The sequence below is a fragment of the Brevundimonas sp. FV1ye29L genome (genome assembly GCF_058681095.1).
The window spans coordinates 3,184,653-3,206,298 of record NZ_CM178730.1 but is presented as its reverse complement, the minus strand read 5'-3'; the positions used below and the strand labels follow the sequence as shown (position 1 = coordinate 3,206,298).

The window sequence follows — 21,646 nt, the reverse complement described above, 5'->3', positions numbered from 1 at the left end:
TTCCCATGATCGACCGACGCACACTGATGGCCAGCGCCGGAGCCCTCCTGGCGACGCCCCTGTTGGGTGCAGCGGCACGGGCGCCTCAATCCCCCTCGCTCGGCCGTCTCGCCGCCGACAAGGGCATTCTGTTCGGCACGGCGCTGAGCGCCGGTCAGGCGAGCGCCCGGACCGGGACGCCGGACGCGCAATATCGCTCCGTGGTGCTGGCCGAATCCGCCGCCCTGGTGTGCGAAAACGAGATGAAATGGCCCGCCCTGAGGCCCGACGCCGATACCTTCGACTTCTCCCGCGCCGACGCGATCGTGGGGCTGGCGAACGACCATGGTCTGAAGATGCGCGGCCATACCCTGCTGTGGCACCACCCGGACTGGTTCCCCGACTGGCTGACCAACCATGACTTCGGCCCGCGCCCGGCCGACGAGGGCGAACGTCTGCTGCAAGCCCATATCCGGCGTGTCTGCGGACACTACCCTCAGGTCGTGTCCTGGGATGTGGTCAATGAAGCCGTCGACGCCGATACGGGCGAGCGGCGCGAAACCAGCCTGTCGCGGGCGATCGGTCCGGAGGTCCTGGACATCGCCTTCCACACCGCGCGCGAGGCGGCGCCGAACGCCCGGCTCGTCTACAACGACTATATGAGCTGGGAGGCCGGCCACGAGAACCATCGCGCCGGCGTCCTGAGGCTTCTCGAAGGGTTCAAGTCGCGGGGCGTGCCGATCGACGCCCTGGGCGTACAGAGCCATATCGGTTCGGGCAATACCGACAACTCCGTCGGTTTCGACACCGCTCAGGAGGCCGAATGGCGACGGTTCCTGGACGAGGTGACGGGCCTGGGTCTGCAGCTCGAGATCACCGAGTTCGACGTTCACGACAAGAACCTGCCGGCCGATCCCGCCATCCGTGATCGCGAGGTCGCCGCCCTCGGGCGCCGCTACCTCGACCTGATGCTGGAGTATCCGCAGACCGGCACGGTCATGGCCTGGGGGATGTCGGATCGGTACACCTGGCTACAGGGCCGCTGGCCCCGTTCGGACGGGCTGGCGAAGCGGCCGACGCCCTACGACTCCGGGTTCAATCCGAAGCCGTTGCGACAGGCGATGGCGGCCGCTTTCGAGGCCGCAGCCCCGCGTCCGCGCCCGGCCTGACGTCACGTTGATCGTCAGTTCCCGGGGGCCAACGGGAATGAGAGGCTCCTGTACCAGGACAGGGGCTGGAGTGGGGGCGTGATGTCCTGCGGCAACGGACGACCCGAGACCTCCTGGAAATAGGCGATGCTGGCGTCCCGCCACCACCGGGCTTCCTTCTGCTGGATCGCGAGGAAGGTGGAGACCTCATCGAACCGTTGCCGGTCGATGAAGGGTTCGACCTCGCTCCAGGTTCGCCGCATGTCCCCGACGCTCCCTACGCCCCGGTCGTAGCGGTGCAGCAGTTCGCTCCAGAGCGTGCGCCCGGACGGCATCGCATGGTCCCAGGCCAGATGATGGAACCACAGCAGTTCCGCCATTGGCGTCGTCGCGGGGTCAGCATACAGGGCCCGGAGGGCCGGCGCATACTGGGCGATCGCATTCGAGCCCCCGGCCGTGCGATCGAACCCGATCCCGCCCCTGTCCACCCGATGGTAATAGACCGGGTTCCACTCCGGGCGGGCGAGGTCGTCGACCCAGGGGCCGGGGCCATAGTGATGGCCGGTCGCCATCAGGTGATGCAGGCCGAGCGGCGTCATATAGTCCACCACGGCCTCCCGCGACCCCATCATCATCTGCACGATCGGGGCGACCGCCTGCGGCTCGTTGGTGAAGGTCATGCGCGCCCATTCCTCGGCGATCGGTCCGGCGCGGCCCGTCCGGGGGTTCCAGGCCATGCGGCCGAAGACGTACCAGTTGGCCTGATCGAAGTGGGAGCCGGACCAGTTGCGGTCAGAGCCGATGTTGGCCACCCCGGCCATGCCGGTGAGGGCGTGTCCGTCCAGCGATCCGTCGATGACACGGGCGACTGTGGCGCCCGGGACAGGGCGGTGGGTGTCCGACTGGAGCGTCTCCTCATACAGCGGGCCCAGGTAGGCCAGGTGGGTGGCGAAGCCGAGGTACTCCTTGGTGATCTGGAACTCGATCATCAGCGGCGTGCGGGGCATGGCGCCGAACAGGGGGTGGAAGGGCTCGCGGGGCTGGAAGTCGATCGGGCCGTTCTTGACCTGGACGATGACGTTGTCGCGGAACTGACCGTCCAGTGGTTCGAAATCGGCATAGGCCTGTCGGGCCCGGTCCTCCGGATTGTCGTGCGCATAGACGAAGGCGCGCCACATCACGACCCCGCCGTGAGGCGCAACGGCGTCGGCCAGCATGTTGGCGCCCTCGGCGTGGGTGCGGCCGTAGTCCTGCGGGCCGGGCTGGCCCTCAGAGTTCGCCTTCACCAGAAAGCCGCCGAAATCAGGGATGGCGGCATAGATGTCGTCGGCCCTGGCGCGCCACCAGGCCCGGACCTGCGGATCGAGGGGATCGGCCGTGGTCAGGCCGCCGATCTCGATCGGTGCGCTGAATCGCGCCGAGAGATAGACCTTGACGCCATAGGGCCTGAAGACCGCGGCGAGGGCGGCGGCCTTTTCGATATAGGGCGCGGTCAGGCTGAGCGCGTTGGCGTTGACGTTGTTGAGCACCGTTCCATTGATGCCGACCGATGCGTTTGCCCGGGCATAATCCGTATACAGAACGGGCGTGAAGTCGGGGAGGCGGTGCCAGTCCCAGATCGACTGGCCCGCATAGCCCCGCTCCACGTGGCGGTCCAGATTGTCCCAGTGGTTGAGGACGCGCAGGGCCACAGTGGGCGCCGAAACGATGTCGATCTCCGGGATCGAACGTCCGGTCTGGATCTCGCGCAGGAGGGCGAACGCCCCATAGAGGACGCCGACATCGGAGTTCGCCGCGATCACGGTGGTGGGCTCGCCCCCGATCTCCAGGGTCCGGATGATATAGCCTTCGCGCCCGAGGTCCGATGTCGGCAGGCCCAGGGCGGCGATGGCCGGCGACGACGCGACGCCATAGATGAGTCCTCCCGGCCTGATCCCGGGATCCACATCCGGACTATGGCCCAGCAGGCCCTGGAGGCCGCGGGACAGTTCGGCGGTGGCGGCGTCCAGGGTGGGGCTGTCGCCCTGGGGCGACAGGCTTCGCGTCAGGGGCAGGGCGGCGGCCGCCTGGGCGACCGGCACGGGCCTGTATCGCAGCCAAAGATCATAGCCGTCCTCCGCCCGCGACGGGGTCGGGGCGATGATCCCGAAGATCCAGGCCACAAACAGGGCCGCCGAAACCAGGGTGGATCGCATATCGTCTTCCTCCATCGACCCTTGAACGGGTTCTCGCGCGCCGGGACGATAGCGATTGACATCACCATCCCGGTGCATTCTGGTAGCGCTATCATTGCACGACCCCGGCGCGAGACCAAGGGCGGGCAGGCGCAGGGCGTCGTGGAGGAAAATCGTGTCGAGGCTCGCCATCAAGTGCGCCCAGTTGTTCGTAGCCCTCGAGCTCCGACCAGCCCGCGCCATGCCGCATCCCGGCAAGGGGGAGGGCCGGGGGCGGCGGGCGGTCGGACTGTCCGCGACTGGCGCGCTGGACGAAGACCCCCATGCAGCCGGAGCAGGAAGATGGCCTTGACGTCGCGTTTCGCACTCAGGAACTGGCCCCGACGGCTGGGCATTGCCCTGTTCTGTCTGCTCGTCAGCCCGACCTTCGTCGCAGCCCAGGGCGCCTCACCGGCCGCGACGACGCGGTGGGTCGGCGGCTGGGCGTCGTCGCAGCAGGTCCCCGAACCCTACAACGCCCTGCCGGCCGGGGCGCTGGACGACGCCACGCTTCGCCAGATCGTGCGCCTCAACCTGGGCGGCTCACAGGTGCGGGTGCGTATCTCGAACGTCTTCGGCGTCGCGCCCCTGGCGATCACTTCCGCGCGCGTGGCCAGGCCCCTTGCGATCGACGGCCCGGCCATCGATCCGGATACCGACCGCCCCCTCAGCTTCTCGGGACATCCCGGGGTGACGATACCGGCCGGGGCGGAATTCCTTTCCGATCCCCTGCCCCTCGAGACGAGGGCCCTGGACAGTCTGGCCGTCAGCCTTCACTTCCTGTCCACGCCCTCGATCCAGACCAGCCATCCCGGCTCCAGGGCGACCTCCTACATCGCGCGGGGCGATGTCACCGGCGCGGCCGATCTGCCCGGGGCGCAGCGCAGCGACCACTGGTACAACCTGTCCGGCGTAGACGTTCTGGGCGGTCCGGAGCGGGCGGCGATCGCCGTCATCGGCGACTCCATCACCGACGGCTACGGGGTCCCGCCGAACAGCAATTCGCGCTGGACGGACCGGCTTGCAGAACGGCTGGGCGCCTCGCCGGACACGGCGCACCTGTCGGTGCTCAATCAGGGCCTTGGCGGCAATCGGGTGTTGCTGGACGGCCTCGGTCCCAACGCCCTGGCGCGGTTCGAGCGCGACGTGCTGGGGCAGACCGGCGTCGCCTATTTCATCATCATGGAAGGCGTCAACGATCTGGGCTGGGTGGCGCGCGATCATCCGGCCACGCCTGAACAGCATGCCGGGCTCGTGCGATCGGTCATCGCCGCCTACGCCCAGATGGTGGAGCGGGCGAGGGCGCGAGGCATCGTCGCCATCGGCGGAACGATCACCCCCTTCAGCGGGTCGGAATACTATCACCCTCCCGCCGAGACGGAGGCGGACCGGAACGCGATCAACGCCTGGATCCGCACGCCCGGAAACTTTGACGCCGTGATCGATTTCGACGCTGTGATGCGCGATCCGGGCGATCCAACGCGTCTCAGGGCCGACGTCGACAACGATCAACTGCATCCGTCGGTCGCCGGATATCAGGTGATGGCCGACGCGGCCGCCGCCGTTCTTAAAGAGGTGGTGCGCCGATGACGTGGATGAACACCCTTCGAGTCGCGGCCTTCGCGGCCGCAATCGCCGGGGGCGCGCCGTCCGGGGCCGCCGCCCAGCAGATCGCCCTGACCTTCGACGACCTGCCGTCCCACAGCGCCTTGCCGAGGGGGGAGACCCGGCTCGGGGTCGCCGGCCGGATCGTCGCCGCGCTCAGCGAGGCGGGTGCGTCGCCCAGCTATGGCTTTATCAATGCGGGGTCGGTCGTGGCCGACGCGGAGGCGGGGAGGGTGCTGGCGCTCTGGCGGGCGGCGGGTCATCCACTGGGCAATCATACCTGGAGCCATCAGAGGCTGGACGACGGCAACCTGGCGCCGTTCAAGGCCGAGGTTCAGCTCAATGAGCCCCTGCTGGCCGCCCTCATGGGCGACGCCGACTGGCGATGGTTCCGCTATCCGTATCTGTATGAAGGCTCCACGGTCCAGGCCCGGACCGACATGCGCGCCTTCCTCTCCGGACGCGGCTATCGCGTCGCCAGCGTGACGCTCAACTTCGACGACTATGCCTGGAACGAGCCCTATGCCCGCTGCGCCGACCAGGGGGATGCGAAGGCCATCGCGCACCTGGAGGCCAGCTATCTGTCGGCCGCCCGCGCCAGCCTGGAGCAGGCCCGGGCGCGGTCCAGGGCGGCGCTTGGCCGCGACGTTCCTTATGTGCTGCTGATGCACCTCGGCGCGTTCGACGCCCGTATGCTGCCGAGGCTTCTGGCCCAGTACCGGGACGGGGGCGCGACATTCGTGACCCTTGAAGAGGCGCAGGCCGACCCGTTCTATGCGGGAGACGTCAAGGCTCCGCTCGCGGTCGATCCTGTGGGCCTTCCACCCTATGGGGGAGAACCCCGAGGGCATGAGATACCCGCCGATCTGAACAACCTCTGCCGCCCTGGCTGAGAGGTCAGGCGCTGCGCGAGGTCTGAGAAGTCCTCGACGGCCGGGATCCGGGTTTCCTACTTCGACCCTGGCGCATGGCGCGGCGGAGGGGCGTCCGACTGGCGAAGAATCAGATGGAACGGCATGATCTCGTCCACGGGCTTGAGTGACTTCCCGGCGGCTTTTCTCCGGATGGCCTCGGCCAGCAGCAGGACGGCGTTTCGCGACATCTCCGAAACCGGCTGGCGGATTGTCGTCAGTTCCGGCCATACGGTTGTGGCCAGGGCCGTATCGTCGAAACCGCAGACCGTGAGGTCCCGGGGAACATCCAGGCCCAGACGATGCGCCACAGCGATGGTCGCGGCGGCCATGTCGTCGTTGCTGGCGAAGATGGCTGTTGGAGCGACAGGCAGCGACAGCAGCCGGTCCGCAGCGTCGCGACCGGAATGGTAGGTGAAGAACCCCTGCATCACCAATTCCGGATCCACCTCGATGCCCTCGGCCCTGAGGGCGGAAACATAGCCGTCGTAGCGCCGGGCGCTGGCGGTCTGGTTGGGATGCCCGCGGATGAAGCCGATCCGGCGATGTCCGCGCTCCAGAAGGTGCCGGGTCATGGTCTCTGCGGCATGAAAGTCGTCGATGCGGATGGCGGATGCCGACGTCGGAGGCTCGCCGGTGGCCACGACGACAGTGGGCAGGCCTGCCGCACTCAGGCCTTCGACGATGAGGCGTGCGTCGCACAGGGGGGGCGGAAGGATCACGCCGTCGACGCCCGCCGAGACGAGACGATCGACCGCCCGCATCTCGGCCTCTTCCGTATCGCATTTTTGCACGACAAGCTGGAACCCGCTGCGGCTGCACTGGTCCAGGCTGCCCAGGAGAAACTCGCTCAGATAGGCGGCGCTGGGGTTCGAATACAGCAGGCCGACGCTGACGGCCCGCGCGCTGGCCAGGCTCCGCGCGGCGGCATTGGGCGAATAGCCCAGCTCCCGGATCGCCTCGGCGACGCGTTCGCGGGTGGCGTCACGGACGTTCTTTTCCCCGTTTATGACGCGCGACACCGTCATTGGCGAAACCCCGGCGTGGCGAGCCACGTCGGTGATGGTCTGGCCGCCAACGCGGCGCCGCTTTGTCCTCTGGTCCAATCCGGTCTCCACCCTGAAGTGACGCTTCATAACCTCGTTGTGAATCAACCGCGAGGGCCTGCGGGAGCGAGCCGCGTCAGCGTGGCGGCGGCCCGGAAGATTCCCGGATCAGCAGGGCGTAGGGATGATCCTTGCGTAGCGTCACGGGGGTTCCCTCCAACTGGGCCACAACCATATCGGCGGCGGACGCGGCCATCTCGAATACGGGCTGTCTGACTGTTGTGAGGCGGGGCCAGGTGATCCTCGAAACCTCCGAGTCATCGAAGCCGACGATGGAGAGGTCCTCGGGCGCCGACAGGCCGCGTTCCCGCGCCGCCATCAGGGCGCCTACCGCCATGTCGTCGTTCTGGGCGAGGATCGCGGTCATTCCGGCGTTCCGGTCAAACAGGCGCGATGCGGCCTCATAGCCGCTGGTTCGGGTGAACAGGCCCGGCTCGATCCTGTCCGCAGCGAGTTCCACGCCGGCGGCGTCGAAGGCCTGACGGTATCCGATCATCCGTGCGGTGCTGGAGGCGTGGGTGGGATCGCCCTGGATCACCGCGATGTCGCGGTGGCCCAGGCCGAGCAGGTGGTCGGCCGCCTCACGGGCGGCGGCGACATCGTCGATGACGTTGCTGGGACCGGCCTCAATGTCCTGCATCGGCGCAATCCGGGCGAAACGGATGCCGGCCGCAGTCAGGTCCGCCAGGATGCGGGGATTGTCCGATGCCGGCGGGGCCAGGACCACGCCGTCCAGAGCCGCCGAACGCAGCAGGCCGACGACCTCGGCGGCCCGCTCCTGGACCGAGGATATCGGGATGACCACGAGGCGATACCGGGCCGAGCGAAGGCGATCCAGCACGCCCATCTGCAGCTCAACCACATAACTGGGCGAGGGATTTTCGTACAGAAGCCCGATCAGGTGCGAGCGCCGCCTGACAAGCCCCTGGGCGAAGACATTGGGGTGGTAGTCGAGCGCCTCTGCTGCCTCGCGGACGCGTTGCCGAACCGCGTCGCTGACATTGGGAGCATCGTTGAAGACCCGCGAGACGGTCTTGATGGATACGCCGGCACGCAGACCAACATCAACGATCGTCGCCCGCCGCACGCCCTTCACCACCCTGGCCCGTCCTCCCGGCTTGATCGCCACTGAGGTCACCGCTAGCCGCTCGGGACCTTCGGGTCCAGTATCGACGTCTGGCCAGATTTAAACACATTTCCGATAGCGCTAACATAAATCGCGTTGACAACGTGAGACAAGTCGTCAGATTGTCAGCTCAGCGGCCGGGAAGCCGCCCACAAAACAGACGCCGGCTCAGCCGGCGCGGAGGGAAACATGAGGGAAATGACGTTTATAAAGACGCTTGCGCGTTCCACTTCGGCTCTTGCGCTGTTGACGGGGCTGGCCTTGCCGGCAGCCGCCATGGCCCAGTCGACCCCGTCGAGCGGGCCTCAGTCTGAGGAACCTACGGCGGTAGACGAAATCGTGGTCACCGGCGTCCGCGCCAGCCTTGATCGCGCCATGGACATCAAGCGGAACGCCTCGGGCGTCGTGGACGCCATCTCTGCCGAGGATATCGGCAAATTCCCGGACACCAACCTGGCCGAGTCCCTTCAGCGGGTCAGCGGCGTGTCGATCAACCGGGTCAATGGCGAAGGTTCCGAGGTGACCGTTCGCGGGTTCGGCGGCGGCTTCAATCTCGTCACCCTGAATGGCCGTCAGATGCCGACGGCCAACGTTGTCGCCGTCGGCGGCGACCAGAACGTCGACTTTGCCACGGCCACCAGCCGGTCGTTCGACTTCTCCAACATCGCGTCGGAGGCCGTCGGCCGGCTTGAGGTCTACAAGACCGGTCGCGCCGCCGCTCCGTCGGGCGGGATCGGCGCCACCATCAACGTCGTCACGCGCAGGCCGCTGGACAATCGCGAGTCGGGACTGCAGGGCAGTTTCGGCGTCAAGGCCGTCGCGGACACCAGCGTGGACCGGGGCGATGAGATCACCCCGGAGGCGTCGGGCCTCCTGAGCTGGACCGACGAGGACCAGCGGTTCGGCGTTCAGGTCTTCGGCAGCTATCAAAGCCGCGACAGCGCGGCCGCCAGCGCAACCTCGAATGCCTGGAATATCCGGACGCGCGACGCCTTCCTTGATCCCGCCAACGGCTTCGTCAACGCCCAGACCACAGTCACCAACCGGCCGAGCGCCAACCAGCTGATCGCGGTTCCGAACGACAGCCGCTACCATTTCTCGGAATCGACCCGTGAGCGGATCAACGGTCAGGCCGTGTTCCAGTGGCGTCCGATGGACAGTCTGACGCTTACCGCCGACGTCCTCTATGCCGAAAACAGCGTCACCGAATCGCGCTCGGACCAGACCAACTGGTTCAACCGGCCCTTCCGTCAGGTGACGTTCGACTCCAATCCCGCCGTCGCCTCGACCGTATTCCTGCAGGAGAACATCAGCGGGGTGAAGGATACAGGCTTCGAGCAGCAGTATCGCGCGACCAAGGACACGCTTGAGTCGTTCGGCCTGAACGCCAAATGGGACCTGACCGACCGCTTCTCGGTCAATATCGATGGTCACATCTCGTCCGCCGAAAGCCTGCCCGACGCCTCCAACGGCGCCTCGTCGACCCTGATCAGCCTGGGCGCTCCGGTCGTCGCGGCTCACTCGGTCGACTTCAGCAGCGGCTTCCCTGTCCAGACCATCACGATCAACGACGCGCTGCGCGGCAACAACAACGGTCGGCTCGACATCGGCGACATCGGGTCCCAGATCGCCCGAACCAACGCTTCGCAGCAACGTCAGGAAATCAAGGAGATCCGCGGCGTCGGCAGCTACGATTTCGATGGGGGCAGCCGTTTTGACTTCGGCGGCAACTACATCAAGTCCGAAATGACCAGCCAGCGCACCCAGACGCAACAGACTCTGGGGGACTGGGGCATCACCAACCCGGGCGACGTCAACCGCTTCGCGGCCGGCCTTCTGGAAGAGTTCTGCATCACCTGCCAGTTCGACAAGTTCAATACGGGCGCGACGGGCGCGTCGCTGGTCGGGTTCCGCGGCAATGCGATCGACATCTACAACGCCCTCTCGGCGGTCTATGCGGCCGATCGCAATCCGCTCAACAACACGGCCGATCCGGGCAATCCGAACGCCATTACCGGCCAGGATTTCAACACCGTCGAGGAAGAGACCTGGGCCTTGTTCGGGCAGCTGACCTGGGACGGTGAAATCGGGTCCATGCCCGCCTCGATGATGGCTGGCATCCGCTACGAATCGACCGACGTCACCTCGACCTCGCTCGTGGCCGTTCCGACGGAAATCCGCTGGACCGCCGACAACGACTTCACACGTATCGTGGGCGCACAGGTTCAACCGATCAGCGGAGAGGGGAGCTACGACTATTGGCTGCCCGCCCTCGACTTCTCGATCGAGCCCCGCGAGGACGTCAAGTTGCGGGCGTCGTTCAGCCGTACGCTGGCCCGTCCGGACTTCGGCAACCTGTTCGCGGCAAGCACGATCAACGCGCCCGGCCGTCCGACCGCCATCGGCGGTGTGGCGACCGGCAACTCCGGCAACCCGAACCTTCAGCCCCTCCTGTCCGACAACATCGACTTCTCGGCAGAGTGGTATTTCGCTCCGTCCAGCTATGTTTCGATCGGCTATTTCGACAAGCAGGTCCGCAACTTCATCGGGCAGGGACAGTTCACCCGTAACCTGTTCGGACTGCGTGACCCGTCGTCGGGAGCCGCAGGCTCGCGCTCCGGCACCGCCCGCACCCAGTTGACCAGCCTCGGCGCCGACATCTCGGACGTCAACCTGTTCACCTACACAGCCCTGCTGATCCAGAACAACGGGAACGTTTCCGCTGCAACCGCCCAGTTTGAAGCCCAGCGGACGGGCCCGAACCGGTCGCTGAACCAGGCCTTCATCGACTCGACGCTCGCGGCTGTCGACATATCGGCGGACGCCAACGACCCCCTGTTCCAGGTGTCGGTCTCACAGCCCGTCAACCAGCAGGAAGCCAACATCAACGGGATCGAACTCGCTGGTCAGTACTTCCTGGGCGACACCGGCTTCGGCATCGCCGGCTCCTACACAATCGTCAACGGCGATGTGGATATCGATGTCGGCGCCGACCCCAGCATCGACCAGTTCGCCCTGCTGGGCCTGTCGAACAGCGGCAACGTGACGTTGATCTACGAAAACCGGGGCGTCTCGGCCCGTCTGGCCTACAACTGGCGTGACGAATATCTGAGCGAGACCAACCGGGGCGGCGGCGACCGCAACCCGGTGTTCACCGAGCCCTTCGGAACGCTGGATATGAACATCAGCTATGATGTCACGGACAACGTCGCCATCTCGTTCGAGGGCATCAATCTGACCAGCGAGACGGTCAAGACCCACGGGCGGGACGAGACGAACCTGTGGTTCGCCCAGGAACTGAAACCGCGCTACCTCCTCGGCGCGCGTATGCGCTTCTGACCAGAGGGCATGCGAACTTGGGCCGCCGCTTGTCGGCGGCCCTTTTTTTACTCGACCTGGCCGATTGCCAAGGGGCCTGGCCCCGCCCATCCTGCCTGGGTCGAGCCAAGGTGCGTCCGTGACCAACATCGTGCTTCTGAACAACATCGAACATGCCGACCTTCGCGTCAGGGGCGGCTATGGCGCGGAGTTCGGCGACGCCGTGAACCAGACGCGGGTCTTTCCTGCGGAATTCGAGGCGCTCCAGCGGGAATATCCGATCCTGTTTCGCCGTGACGGCGCCGGGGCCTACTATTCGGTCATCCTGCTCGGGCTCGACCGCGACGAGAACCTGTTCCTTCAAGGTGATGAATGGCGAGCCCGCTACGTCCCGGCGGGACACAGCCGGGGGCCGTTCTCGATCGGCATTCAAGGGGGGCAGCCCGGGGCGGAGCGGGAGCCGAAGATCAATGTCGATCTCGACCATCCTCGCGTCAGGGACGCGGTCGGTGATCCGGTCTTTCTGCGCCACGGCGGCGGAGCGCCCGGCCTGGACCAGGCCCGCGCGGCCCTCTCTATCGTCTATGACGGGCTTGAACGCGAGGCGTCCATGTTCGCGGCGTTCGACGCGGCCGGACTGATCGAGCCCGTGGCCATCGACATTACGGTAGGCGAAGGCGACCGCTATGATCTCGAGGGCGTCCACGCCATTTCGCACGAGAGGCTTGGCCGTCTCGATGGCGGGGCTCTGGACGGGCTTCATCGCGCCGGATGGCTGGCGGCGGCCTTCCACGCCGCGAGTTCGCTGGCAAACATTGAGCATCTGATCGGATTGAAGACGGCAAGGGGCCGGGCGAGATGAGTGCGCCAGCCTGCCCGGGCGCCGGCGCGGTAGCCCGCAGGACCAGGGTCGTACAGACGGCTCCGGGCACGCCCGTCGATATTGAGGCCCTGCTCACGGATCAGCGGCCAGTGATCCTTCGCGGCCTGGCCCTGGACTGGCCGCTTGCCCGGGCCGGCCGCAAGGGCGCCCATGAGGCCGTGGCCTATCTGAAGGGTTTCGACGCCGGCCGGCCGGTCGTGGGCTATACAGGGGCGCCGGAAATCGCCGGCCGATATTTCTATCAGGATGATCTGCAAACCCTGAACTTCAAGGCGGAGCGGGTGTCTCTGAGCGCCTATCTGGACCTCGCGCTCAGCCTGGCCGGCGCCCCGCAGCCGCCGTCGCTGTATATCGGCTCAACCGACCTGGACCTCTATCTTCCGGGGCTGGGAGATGAAAACGGCCTTGCTCTCCCACCGTCGATCGACAAGGACGGCAACCCGCCGACAGTCAGCATATGGATGGGCAACCGGACGACGGCCGCCACGCATTTCGACATGTCCAACAATCTGGCCTGCTGCCTCGTGGGCCGCCGCCGGTTCACCCTGTTTCCGCCGAACCAGATCGAGAACCTGTACCCGGGTCCCATGGAGCCCACGCCGGGCGGTCAGGTCGTCAGCCTGGTGGATCCGTCGGCGCCCGATCTCGACCGCTTCCCGCGCTTCGCCCTTGCTGCGGAGGCGGGCGAGGTGGCCGAGCTCGAGCCCGGTGACGTTCTCTTCTACCCGGCGCTCTGGTGGCACAATGTCGAGGCGCTCGACGATTTCAACGCCATGATCAACTACTGGTGGAACGCCGCGCCTGATTTCATGGATACGCCCATGAGCACGTTGCTGCATGGCCTCCTGAGCCTGCGCGGCCGGACCCCGGCGGAGAAGGCGGCCTGGCGGTCGGTCTTCGACTTCTATCTGTTCGGGGACCCTGAAAAGGCGGTCGGGCATCTGCCGGTCGCCGCGCAAGGCGATCTTGCGCCGCTCGACGAGCGATCGGCGCGACGACTGCGTGCGCGCGTGCTGCAGAAACTCAATCGCTGAGGAGGCGGGCCGTGGAACAGCGCAAGAGGCGTGTGGTGATCGCGGGCGGCGGGACGGCCGGATGGCTGGCCGCCGCCGTCCTGACCCGGCAACTGGGCGAACTGATCGATGTCACCCTGGTCGAATCCGAGGAGATCGGCACGGTCGGGGTCGGCGAATCGACCATTCCGACGATCCGGTCCTTCCACGCCCTGATGGGGCTGGACGAGCCTGAGTTCATGCGCACGACAGGCGCGACCTTCAAACTCGGCATCGCCTTCGAGAACTGGAGCCGGGAGGGCTCCCGCTACATCCACTCCTTCGGAGACGTCGGAAAATCCACCTGGATGGGGGACTTCCAGCATTTCTGGCTGGACGCCCGCCGTCGCGGCCTGGCGGGCGAGCTGGGCGAATATTGTTTCGAACATCAGGCCGCCGAGGCCGGCAAGTTCATGACCGGGCCGGACGGCCGGCTGAACTACGCCTATCACCTCGACGCCGGCCGCTACGCCCGCTTTCTGCGGAGCCGCAGCGAGGCCGCCGGGCTGAAACGCATCGAGGGACGTATCGCCCGGGTCGAGCGCCATGCCGGGAGCGGTCTGATCGCCGCCCTGATGCTCGCCGACGGGCAGAGAATCGAGGGCGACCTTTTCCTGGACTGCACGGGCTTCAGAGCGCTTCTGATCGGCGAGGCCCTCGGGGTGGGCTATGAGGACTGGGGCGACTGGCTTCCGACCAACCGGGCGCTGGCGGTCCAGACAACCTCGACCGGCCCGGCGCTGCCCTATACCCGCGCCATCGCTCACGACGCGGGGTGGCGCTGGCGGATCCCGCTTCAGCATCGCGTCGGCAACGGTCTGGTGTATTCGGCCGACTATCTTTCGGACGACGAAGCCCATGCCCGCCTGATCGGCGCCCTCGATGGCGACCGGTTGATCGAACCAGGCCTGATCCGCTTCCGGACCGGACGGCGAGTACGGACCTGGGAAGGCAATTGCGTCGCGCTGAGCCTTGCGGCGGGCTTCGTGGAGCCGCTGGAGTCCACCAGCATCCATCTGATCATGACGGGGCTGACCCGGCTCATGCAGCAGTTCCCGTTTGATGGCGTCAGCCCGGCCGTGGTCGCTCGCTTCAACGCCCAGTCGCGCGCCGAGCTGGAGCGGGTGCGGGACTTCATCATCCTGCACTACCACCTCAACGACCGGCCCGAGCCCTTCTGGAGACGACAGCGCGAGATGGATGTCCCATCGACCCTCGTCGAACGCATCGCGTTGTTCGTGGAAGGCGCACAGGCCTATCAGGCGCCGGACGATCTGTTCAGGGTGGCGTCGTGGATGCAGGTGTTGTTCGGGCAGGAGGTTGCGCCCCGCACCTATCATCGCATGGCCGAGCTGATCCCGGACGACCGGCTCGCGACGGCCCTGAATGATCTCAAGGGATCGATCGACCGCGCTGTCGCGGCCTTGCCTGCGCATCAGACCTTTGTGGAGAGCTACTGCCTCGAAGACGCCTGAACCGCCGCATCAGCCCTCGCCGGCTGCCGGACCAGAACCATCAGGACGCCCGCGAGGCCAGTGATGGCCGCAAGAACCAGCATCAGGGGGCGGAAGCCGCCGGCCGTCACAATGGCGAGCGTCAGCCCGGGTCCGAGAACGCTTGGCAACGTATTGGCCAGGTTGAGAAACCCCAGGTCACGCCCCCGATGGAGAGGCGACGGGAGGATTTGCATCGCATAGGCGGTTTGCAGGGCCAGGAACACGCCGCTCGAGCAGGAGAACAGAAGATATCCGGCTGCGGCGAGGCGCCATTGCGGGAAGGCCGCCATCATGGCAAGCCCGATGACCGCCACAAGCGCAGCCCCGAACAACACGGGCCGGCGCGACCCTGTCCGGTCTGACAGCCGGCCGAGGCCGAGGGCAAGCGGGACGGTGAGAACTGCGGCCAGCCCCGGAAGCCAGGCGATGCGACCGGCAAGAGCGCGAGACGTCATCGACGCGTCGTCATGCTGGATGCTCTGGAAGTAGAAGAAGAAGAAGGCGAACAGAATCAGGCTGGCCGTTTGCACCAGCAGGCGCGACATCGAGACCAGGACCAGGTTTCGCAACCTTCCGAGCGGCTGGCCGGGGTGGGCGACGACCGGCCGGTCGCCGGGAGGCCTCAGCAGCAGGAATGGGAGGAAGGCGAGCCCCCCGACGCCCCCGACCAGAGCCAGTTGTACGCCCTCGCTCAGGCCCCCCGGCGCCGTGACCGCGACCGCCGCCAGCGCTCCGAATGGATAGGCCGCGCCGATCAGGCCGCCCAGGAGGCCCTTCTGCGCGTCCGGCACCTCGTCTGCGGCGAGAGCGACCAGCGGGGCCAGCAGAATGTTGAGCACGATCTGGAAGGCGACCACCGCTCCGACCAGCTGGGCCGCAGACTGGCTCACCCAGACGCCGCCTAGGGCCAGGAGGGTCAGGGCGAGCCCTGCCCAGATCCAGGGACGACGGCTGCCGCCCCGTTGCAGGCTGCGGTCGCTGAGATGGCCCGCCACGATGTTGCTGATACTGGCCGCAACGGCGCCAGCGATGGTCGCCAGACCCAGAAGAGCCAGCTTGTCGGCCGGTTGCACCAACTCGGCCTTGAGCGGAAGCAGAAGGGTCAGCAGCGGCACATAGAGAACCGCACCGCCGGCATAGGCCAGGGCGTACCTGGCGAGATAGAGGGGCGATCTTCGCAAGGCCGTCATCGGCCGCGGGGCGGCATCGCCGGGCCTGACCGGCGCCCCCGTTCCGTCCTTCCCGCAAGCGACGGACCTCGCCCAGGCTCAGCCACAAGTTTGATCATCTTCAAAGCCCTCGGCCAACTGCAGCGCGACGGTCCGTCAAGGCGCAGCGCAGGTCAATCGGCGTTGCGAGCATCACGAGAGAATACTCAGACATTTTTAACCGAGACCGGCGTTCTTTGAGGCGTGACTGGCCTTGGGGGGAGAGGATGACTTCTGGAATTGTGGGCGACGTCACCCCTTCACTCTGCAGGTTCGCGTTTCTGGATGGGCACGAGGGCGGTCGACCGCTCTTCTCGGGCTATGATGAGCGTTCCGTCTGCGATTTCGCAACGCCGGTCGACGCCCTGGCCAGCTTCCTGTCCGCGTCCGGTCGTGCGCGGCCAGACTGGCTGAGTCTGGCCGTCGCAGCGCCCGTGGCGTCCGACACGGTCACGATCACCCAGTCGGGATGGCGATTCTCGGGGAGGGATTTCGAGACCGGTCTCGGGTTCAAGGGGGTGCGCCTGATCAATGATTCCGCCGCAGTGGCCCGCAGCGTCACGCGGCTGGACCGCAGCGACACCCTGTCGATCGGCTCTTTTCCCTCACCGGTCCAGGGTCTGCAGCCGGGCCGATATGCGATTGTCAGCCCGGACTTCGGGCTGGGCGTCTCGGCCATCGATATCGACGCGTCCGGCTCGTCCCACGTCATTGACACCGAAGGCGGCCACCTGGCGTTCGCCCCGTCGAATGAGTTCGAGATCGAGCTGCTGAGACGCCTGACGGCGATCTATGGGCGGGTCTCCTACGAACGTCTGGTGTCATGGCCGGGACTGGCCGCGCTGCACTCGTCGATGGTGGAGATTGAGGGCGGGGTCTGTGAGCCGCTCACGCCGCTGGAGGTTCTTCTGCATGCCCGGACGGGATCCGACGCCGCCTGTGCGCGGTCGGTGCATCAGTTCCTGGGGATTCTGGGGGACTTCGCCGGTCAGGCGGCGCTCTCGCTGGGCGTGACCCAGGGTGTGTTTCTGACCGGTCGGTTTGTCCTGGAAGCCCAGGCGATGTTCGAATCCAGCGCGTTCAGATCCCGCTTCGACGCCAAGGGCAGGTTAAGCCCGGTCGCCGCGGGCCTCTCGACCTGGGCCTTGATCAATCCGGCCTGTGCGCTGATTGGCGCGGCGGAACTGCTTGGCTTGTCTGCCGGCCGCGCGCGAGAGCCTGCCCGGCTTTCGACGGTCGCGTCCAGGACCTCGAACCTCCTGGACGCCGACCTCGCCCAAGCCGCGCTGATCGGCGCCGATGTGGGTCTGATGATCGTCGACGAGTCGCTCTGTCTGGTCGGGATGAACGATCGCTTCTGGACAGGACTGGGCCTGCCTTCGGCCTTGCGCCAACCCGGCCTTCCGCTCTCGAAGATCCTGCGTCGCCTTCAGGACCGGGGGTGCTGGGCGCCTGCGGCCCTGGCGGCCTTCGAGAAAGCGATGGCGGCCGGAGAGTCCGCCATCGGGGAATGGCGCACGACGGGGGGGCGAGTGCTGCATCCGGTCGCAACCCGGATTGCCGGGGGGTGGGTGGTGACGGCGCACGATGTTTCGATTGCCGCGCGACGGGCCCGGGAACTGGAAGTCATCGCCGATCGGCTTCGCGCCGCGAAGATCGAGGCCGATGCGGCCAGCAACGCCAAATCCTCATTCCTGGCGATGATGAGCCATGAGATCCGCACTCCCCTGAACGGCGTGCTCGGCATGGCCCAGGCGATGGAACTGGATACTCTGTCGGACGCCCAGCGACACCGTCTTGACGTCGTGCGCCAGTCAGGAGAGGCGCTGCTGGCGATCCTCAACGATATTCTGGACCTGGCCAAGATCGAGTCCGGAAAGCTGGTCCTTGAGGAGATCGAGTTCGATCTGGATGCATTGCTTCGCGGGGCCCATTCGGCCTTCACGGCGCTGGCGAACAGCAAGGGCCTTTCGTTCGCCCTGTTCACCGCGCCGCAGGCCCGGGGAATGTGGCGCGGCGATCCCACGCGTGTCCGGCAGATCGTCTACAACCTGATCTCAAACGCGCTCAAATTCACCGAGGCGGGCGAGGTGCGGGTCGAGGCCGATACGGAAGGCGATCTCCTGTGCCTGACCATTTCGGACACCGGCATCGGGATGACCAAGGACGACGTGACCTGCCTGTTCGAGAAGTTCACCCAGGCCGACGCCTCCACCACCCGGCGCTTTGGCGGCACCGGACTGGGTTTGTCTATCTGCGGGGACCTGGTGGCCCTGATGGGGGGAGAGGTCAGGGTCGAGACGAGGCCGGGACAGGGCAGCGTGTTCACTATCGTCCTGCCCCTCGCGCGGGGCCGTGAGCAGAAGCGCCTGGACCCGAGGGCGGCTTCGGTCGAGCTCCCGCGGCCAGAGGCGGCTTTGAAGGTGCTCGCGGCCGAGGACAATGCGGTCAACCAACTCGTTCTGAAAACCCTTCTGAATCAGCTAGGTGTTGATCTGACGGTCGTGGCCGACGGTCGGGCGGCGGTCGAGGCCTGGGAGGGGCAGGCCTGGGACGTTATCCTCATGGATGTCCAGATGCCGGTGATGGACGGCCCCGCCGCGACCCGCATGATCCGCGAACTGGAGGCCGGTGCGGACAGGCCCCGCACACCCATCATCGGCTTGACGGCCAATGTGATGAGCCACCAGACCGAGTCCTACCGGGCTGCGGGCATGGACGGGTGCGTCGCCAAGCCGCTGCAGATCGCTGTGCTCGTCGAGACTATCCACACCGTCCTCACTGCCGGTCCCGATGTAACGAAGACCGAGACATCCGCCGGCGAGGCGGCGTGATCTGACAACGCTGTCAATTTTGATGCAGTGAGCATTTTTTGGTGATAGCGCTAACGCGATTGGTCCGGCGCTTCAGTCGTCGGGCGGTTTAACAAGCGGCGTCGTGTCGGGCGAGATCCGGCCAAGGCGCCCGAGAAAAGGGACGACGTCATGCGGGCTTTCACCACATTCCTGATGCTGGGCTCGGCGCTCTGCGCCACGGGCGCCGCGTTCGCCGGGACGCCGGCCGGGCCAACTGTGCCGGCCGCCTCGACGGCCCACCCTGCGCTCTGGCCGAAAGCCGCCTCTCCCGATGCGATGAGCGATGCGCAGACCGAGGCGTTTGTCGCCGACCTGCTGGGGCGTATGACGATCGAGGAAAAGGTCGGACAGATGATCCAGGCCGATATCGCCTCGATCACGCCGGCGGACCTGGCCGCCTATCCCCTGGGCTCGATTCTCGCGGGCGGAAACTCCGCACCGGGCGGCGATGACAGGGCGAACGCCCAGGCCTGGGTCGATCTGGCCAGGGCCTTCCGCGAGGCCGCGGCTGCCCGGCCCGGGGCGCGAATTCCGCTGATCTACGGGATCGACGCCGTCCACGGCCATAACAATGTCGTCGGCGCCACGGTGTTTCCGCACAACATCGGCCTGGGCGCCGCGAGAGATCCCGAACTGATCCGGCGTATCGGCGAGGTGACCGCGCTTGAAGTCGCCGTTACCGGCGCCGACTGGACGTTCGGCCCGACGCTGGCGGTTCCCCGCGACGACCGCTGGGGCCGGACCTATGAAGGCTATGGGGAGACGCCCGAGATCCAGCGCGCCTACGCCGGTCCCATGACCCTGGGGCTGCAGGGCGAGCTGTCGGCGGACCATCCGATCGCACCGGGCCATATCGCAGGTTCCGCCAAACACTTCCTCGCCGACGGGGGGACGCTGGAGGGCAAGGACCAGGGCGACTACCAGGGGCCCGAACAGGGCTTGATCGATATCCATCTCGGCGGCTATCCGGCGGCCATTGATGCGGGCGTCCTGTCCGTCATGGCCAGTTTCTCGAGCTGGAACGGGGTCAAACACTCCGGCAATCCGACCCTGTTGCGCGATGTGCTGCACGGGCCGCTCGGCTTCGACGGCTTCGTGGTGTCGGACTGGAATGCGCATGGCCAGCTGCCGGGCTGTTCGAACGAGAGCTGCGCGCTCGCCGTGAATTCGGGCATCGACATGCTGATGGCGCCGGACAGCTGGAAGCCCCTCTATGCGAACACCCTGGCCCAGGCGCGATCGGGCGAAATTTCGATCCAGCGGATTGACGAGGCCGTGACCCGGATCCTGAGGGCCAAGGTCAAGGCGGGGGTCTTCCGGGAAGACCGTCCCGTGGAGGGGCGGCTCGAACTGCTCGGATCGCCCGGGCATCGGGCCCTGGCGCGGCAAGCCGTCCGTCAATCCCTGGTCCTGCTCAAGAATGAGGGATCGGTCCTGCCCATCCGGGCCGGCGCCCGGGTGCTCGTCGCCGGCTCGGCCGACGATATCGGTCAGGCGGCCGGCGGCTGGACCCTGAGCTGGCAGGGCACGGGCAACACCAGGGCCGATTTCCCGAACGGACAGTCGATCTGGGACGGCATCAACGAGGCCGTGACCGCTGCGGGAGGCTCCGCCCGGCTCAGCGTCGACGGCGCCTTCACCGAAAAGCCCGACGTGGCCATCGTGGTCTTCGGCGAGACGCCCTACGCCGAGTTCCAGGGCGACGTCGCCGACCTCGATTTCCACCCCGAGGGTCCGCTCGAGACCCTGAGGCGGCTCAAGGCGGCGGGCGTGCCGACCGTCTCGGTCTTCCTGTCCGGCCGGCCGCTGTGGACCAACCCCGAGATCAATCAATCGGACGCCTTCGTCGCCGCCTGGTTGCCCGGCTCCGAGGGCGGCGGCGTGGCGGATGTCCTGATCGGCGACGCCCGGGGGCGCCCCCGGCACGACTTCACCGGGACCTTGTCCTTCTCCTGGCCGAAGCGGGCGTCCGGCGAACCCCTCAATACGGGCGATCCGGTCTACGATCCCCAGTTCGCCTACGGCTATGGTCTGACCTACGCTGCGGGGCAGTCGGTCCCGCAGTTGTCGGAAATCTCCGGCGTGTCGGCCAGCGCATCCAGCGTGGATCGCTATTTCGTCGACGGCAAACTGGTCGCGCCCTGGTCCTTCGTCCTGACGGACACGGGGGGAAACACGCAGGTCTCCTCCGTCGGAACGGGCGAAAGCCCGAGGCGGCATGTGACCGTCCGCGCCGTGGACGACCTGGCCCAGGAAAGCGCGCGCCAGTTCGCGTTTGAGGGTTCGGGGCAGGGCGCCGTGTCGGTTCAAGGGCCGGCAGTTGATCTCAACCGCCAGACCAACGGGGATATGGCGCTGTCGTTCCGGTACCGCGTGGACGCCCGCCCCTCGGGGCCTGTCACCCTGGCCCTTGGCGAAGGCGGCGTCGATCTGGGTTCCATTCTGGGAACGGCTCCGCTGGGCGAATGGCGGACCATAAAGGTGGGGCTGTCGTGCTTCCGCGCGGCCGGCGCCCAGGTCGGGACTGTCTCGACGCCCTTCGCCCTGCGCGCCTCGGGCGCCGCCAGCCTCTCGATCGCCGAGATCCGCCTGGCGTCGAACGAGAACGACACCGTCTGCCCGACCGCAGTGGCAGGGGCGACACCCGCGACGCAGCCCTGATCGGCGGTCAGACCCGCACCACGGATCGTCCCGGCGTTTGACCGACGCCGGGACCCCGGTTCGCCGGGCGGCCGAGGGCGCGGAT

13 protein-coding genes are annotated in these 21,646 nt (G+C 66.9%); 9 read left to right on the top strand and 4 right to left on the bottom strand.

Features of this window, described 5'->3' with window-relative positions; genetic code table 11:
- Positions 1–5 precede the first annotated feature (5 nt).
- The gene (locus tag ACW17W_RS15665; RefSeq protein ID WP_492077975.1) at positions 6–1,148 is read left to right on the top strand and encodes an endo-1,4-beta-xylanase; all 1,143 of its coding nucleotides are present in this window, start codon (positions 6–8) and stop codon (positions 1,146–1,148) included.
- Between the two features lie 14 nt (positions 1,149–1,162).
- Here the strand turns inward: ACW17W_RS15665 and ACW17W_RS15660 are convergent, their stop codons facing one another.
- Positions 1,163–3,322, bottom strand: coding sequence for an alpha-glucuronidase family glycosyl hydrolase (locus ACW17W_RS15660; RefSeq protein ID WP_492077973.1), 2,160 nt, complete (start codon positions 3,320–3,322; stop codon positions 1,163–1,165).
- A 321-nt stretch (positions 3,323–3,643) separates the two neighbouring features.
- On the opposite strand from ACW17W_RS15660, the gene ACW17W_RS15655 reads away from it, so the two are divergent.
- A complete protein-coding gene (locus ACW17W_RS15655; protein WP_492077971.1) occupies positions 3,644–4,930 on the top strand; it encodes an SGNH/GDSL hydrolase family protein in 1,287 nt (428 codons plus the stop codon).
- 5 nt (positions 4,931–4,935) lie between these two features.
- Positions 4,936–5,838 (top strand): polysaccharide deacetylase family protein, encoded by a 903-nt coding sequence (locus ACW17W_RS15650; RefSeq protein ID WP_492077969.1) that lies wholly within the window; start codon positions 4,936–4,938, stop codon positions 5,836–5,838.
- 56 nt (positions 5,839–5,894) lie between these two features.
- Here ACW17W_RS15650 and ACW17W_RS15645 read toward each other — a convergent pair whose 3' ends face one another.
- Both ACW17W_RS15645 and ACW17W_RS15640 read right to left on the bottom strand, forming a co-directional pair.
- Positions 5,895–6,962 (bottom strand): LacI family DNA-binding transcriptional regulator, encoded by a 1,068-nt coding sequence (locus ACW17W_RS15645; RefSeq protein WP_492077967.1) that lies wholly within the window; start codon positions 6,960–6,962, stop codon positions 5,895–5,897.
- Between the two features lie 76 nt (positions 6,963–7,038).
- Positions 7,039–8,091, bottom strand: a complete 1,053-nt coding sequence (locus tag ACW17W_RS15640) for a LacI family DNA-binding transcriptional regulator (RefSeq protein WP_492077965.1) — start codon at positions 8,089–8,091, stop codon at positions 7,039–7,041.
- A gap of 273 nt (positions 8,092–8,364) precedes the next feature.
- On the opposite strand from ACW17W_RS15640, the gene ACW17W_RS15635 reads away from it, so the two are divergent.
- The 4 genes from ACW17W_RS15635 to ACW17W_RS15620 all read left to right on the top strand — a co-directional run bounded on the left by ACW17W_RS15635 (position 8,365) and on the right by ACW17W_RS15620 (position 14,816).
- Positions 8,365–11,427 carry a TonB-dependent receptor gene (locus ACW17W_RS15635; RefSeq protein ID WP_492077963.1) on the top strand — a complete coding sequence of 1,021 codons (3,063 nt, stop codon included), beginning with the start codon at positions 8,365–8,367 and terminating at the stop codon, positions 11,425–11,427.
- A gap of 118 nt (positions 11,428–11,545) precedes the next feature.
- Positions 11,546–12,268, top strand: a complete 723-nt coding sequence (locus ACW17W_RS15630) for a SapC family protein (protein ID WP_492077961.1) — start codon at positions 11,546–11,548, stop codon at positions 12,266–12,268.
- Positions 12,265–13,323: a cupin-like domain-containing protein gene (locus tag ACW17W_RS15625; RefSeq protein WP_492077959.1), complete on the top strand. Its 1,059-nt coding sequence runs from the start codon at positions 12,265–12,267 to the stop codon at positions 13,321–13,323. Before ACW17W_RS15630 ends, ACW17W_RS15625 begins: the two co-directional genes overlap by 4 nt.
- 11 nt (positions 13,324–13,334) lie before the next feature.
- The gene (locus tag ACW17W_RS15620; protein WP_492077957.1) at positions 13,335–14,816 is read left to right on the top strand and encodes a tryptophan halogenase family protein; all 1,482 of its coding nucleotides are present in this window, start codon (positions 13,335–13,337) and stop codon (positions 14,814–14,816) included.
- On the opposite strand, the gene ACW17W_RS15615 is transcribed toward ACW17W_RS15620, so the two are convergent.
- Positions 14,795–16,018, bottom strand: a complete 1,224-nt coding sequence (locus ACW17W_RS15615; protein WP_492077955.1) for an MFS transporter — start codon at positions 16,016–16,018, stop codon at positions 14,795–14,797. The genes ACW17W_RS15620 and ACW17W_RS15615 overlap by 22 nt on opposite strands.
- Before the next feature lie 254 nt (positions 16,019–16,272).
- On the opposite strand from ACW17W_RS15615, the gene ACW17W_RS15610 reads away from it, so the two are divergent.
- Entirely contained in the window at positions 16,273–18,879 is a 2,607-nt protein-coding gene (locus ACW17W_RS15610; protein WP_492077953.1) for a glucokinase, read from the top strand.
- 150 nt (positions 18,880–19,029) lie between these two features.
- Positions 19,030–21,561 (top strand): glycoside hydrolase family 3 protein, encoded by a 2,532-nt coding sequence (locus ACW17W_RS15605; protein WP_492077952.1) that lies wholly within the window; start codon positions 19,030–19,032, stop codon positions 21,559–21,561.
- Positions 21,562–21,646: the final 85 nt, after the last annotated feature.

Coding starts and splice junctions, on each gene's coding strand:
- ACW17W_RS15665 (WP_492077975.1), top strand. CDS start 6: ATGATCGACCGACGCACACTGATGGCCAGCGCCGGAGCCCTCCTGGCG.
- ACW17W_RS15660 (WP_492077973.1), bottom strand. CDS start 3,322: ATGCGATCCACCCTGGTTTCGGCGGCCCTGTTTGTGGCCTGGATCTTC.
- ACW17W_RS15655 (WP_492077971.1), top strand. CDS start 3,644: ATGGCCTTGACGTCGCGTTTCGCACTCAGGAACTGGCCCCGACGGCTG.
- ACW17W_RS15650 (WP_492077969.1), top strand. CDS start 4,936: ATGAACACCCTTCGAGTCGCGGCCTTCGCGGCCGCAATCGCCGGGGGC.
- ACW17W_RS15635 (WP_492077963.1), top strand. CDS start 8,365: ATGGCCCAGTCGACCCCGTCGAGCGGGCCTCAGTCTGAGGAACCTACG.
- ACW17W_RS15625 (WP_492077959.1), top strand. CDS start 12,265: ATGAGTGCGCCAGCCTGCCCGGGCGCCGGCGCGGTAGCCCGCAGGACC.
- ACW17W_RS15610 (WP_492077953.1), top strand. CDS start 16,273: ATGACTTCTGGAATTGTGGGCGACGTCACCCCTTCACTCTGCAGGTTC.
- ACW17W_RS15605 (WP_492077952.1), top strand. CDS start 19,030: ATGCGGGCTTTCACCACATTCCTGATGCTGGGCTCGGCGCTCTGCGCC.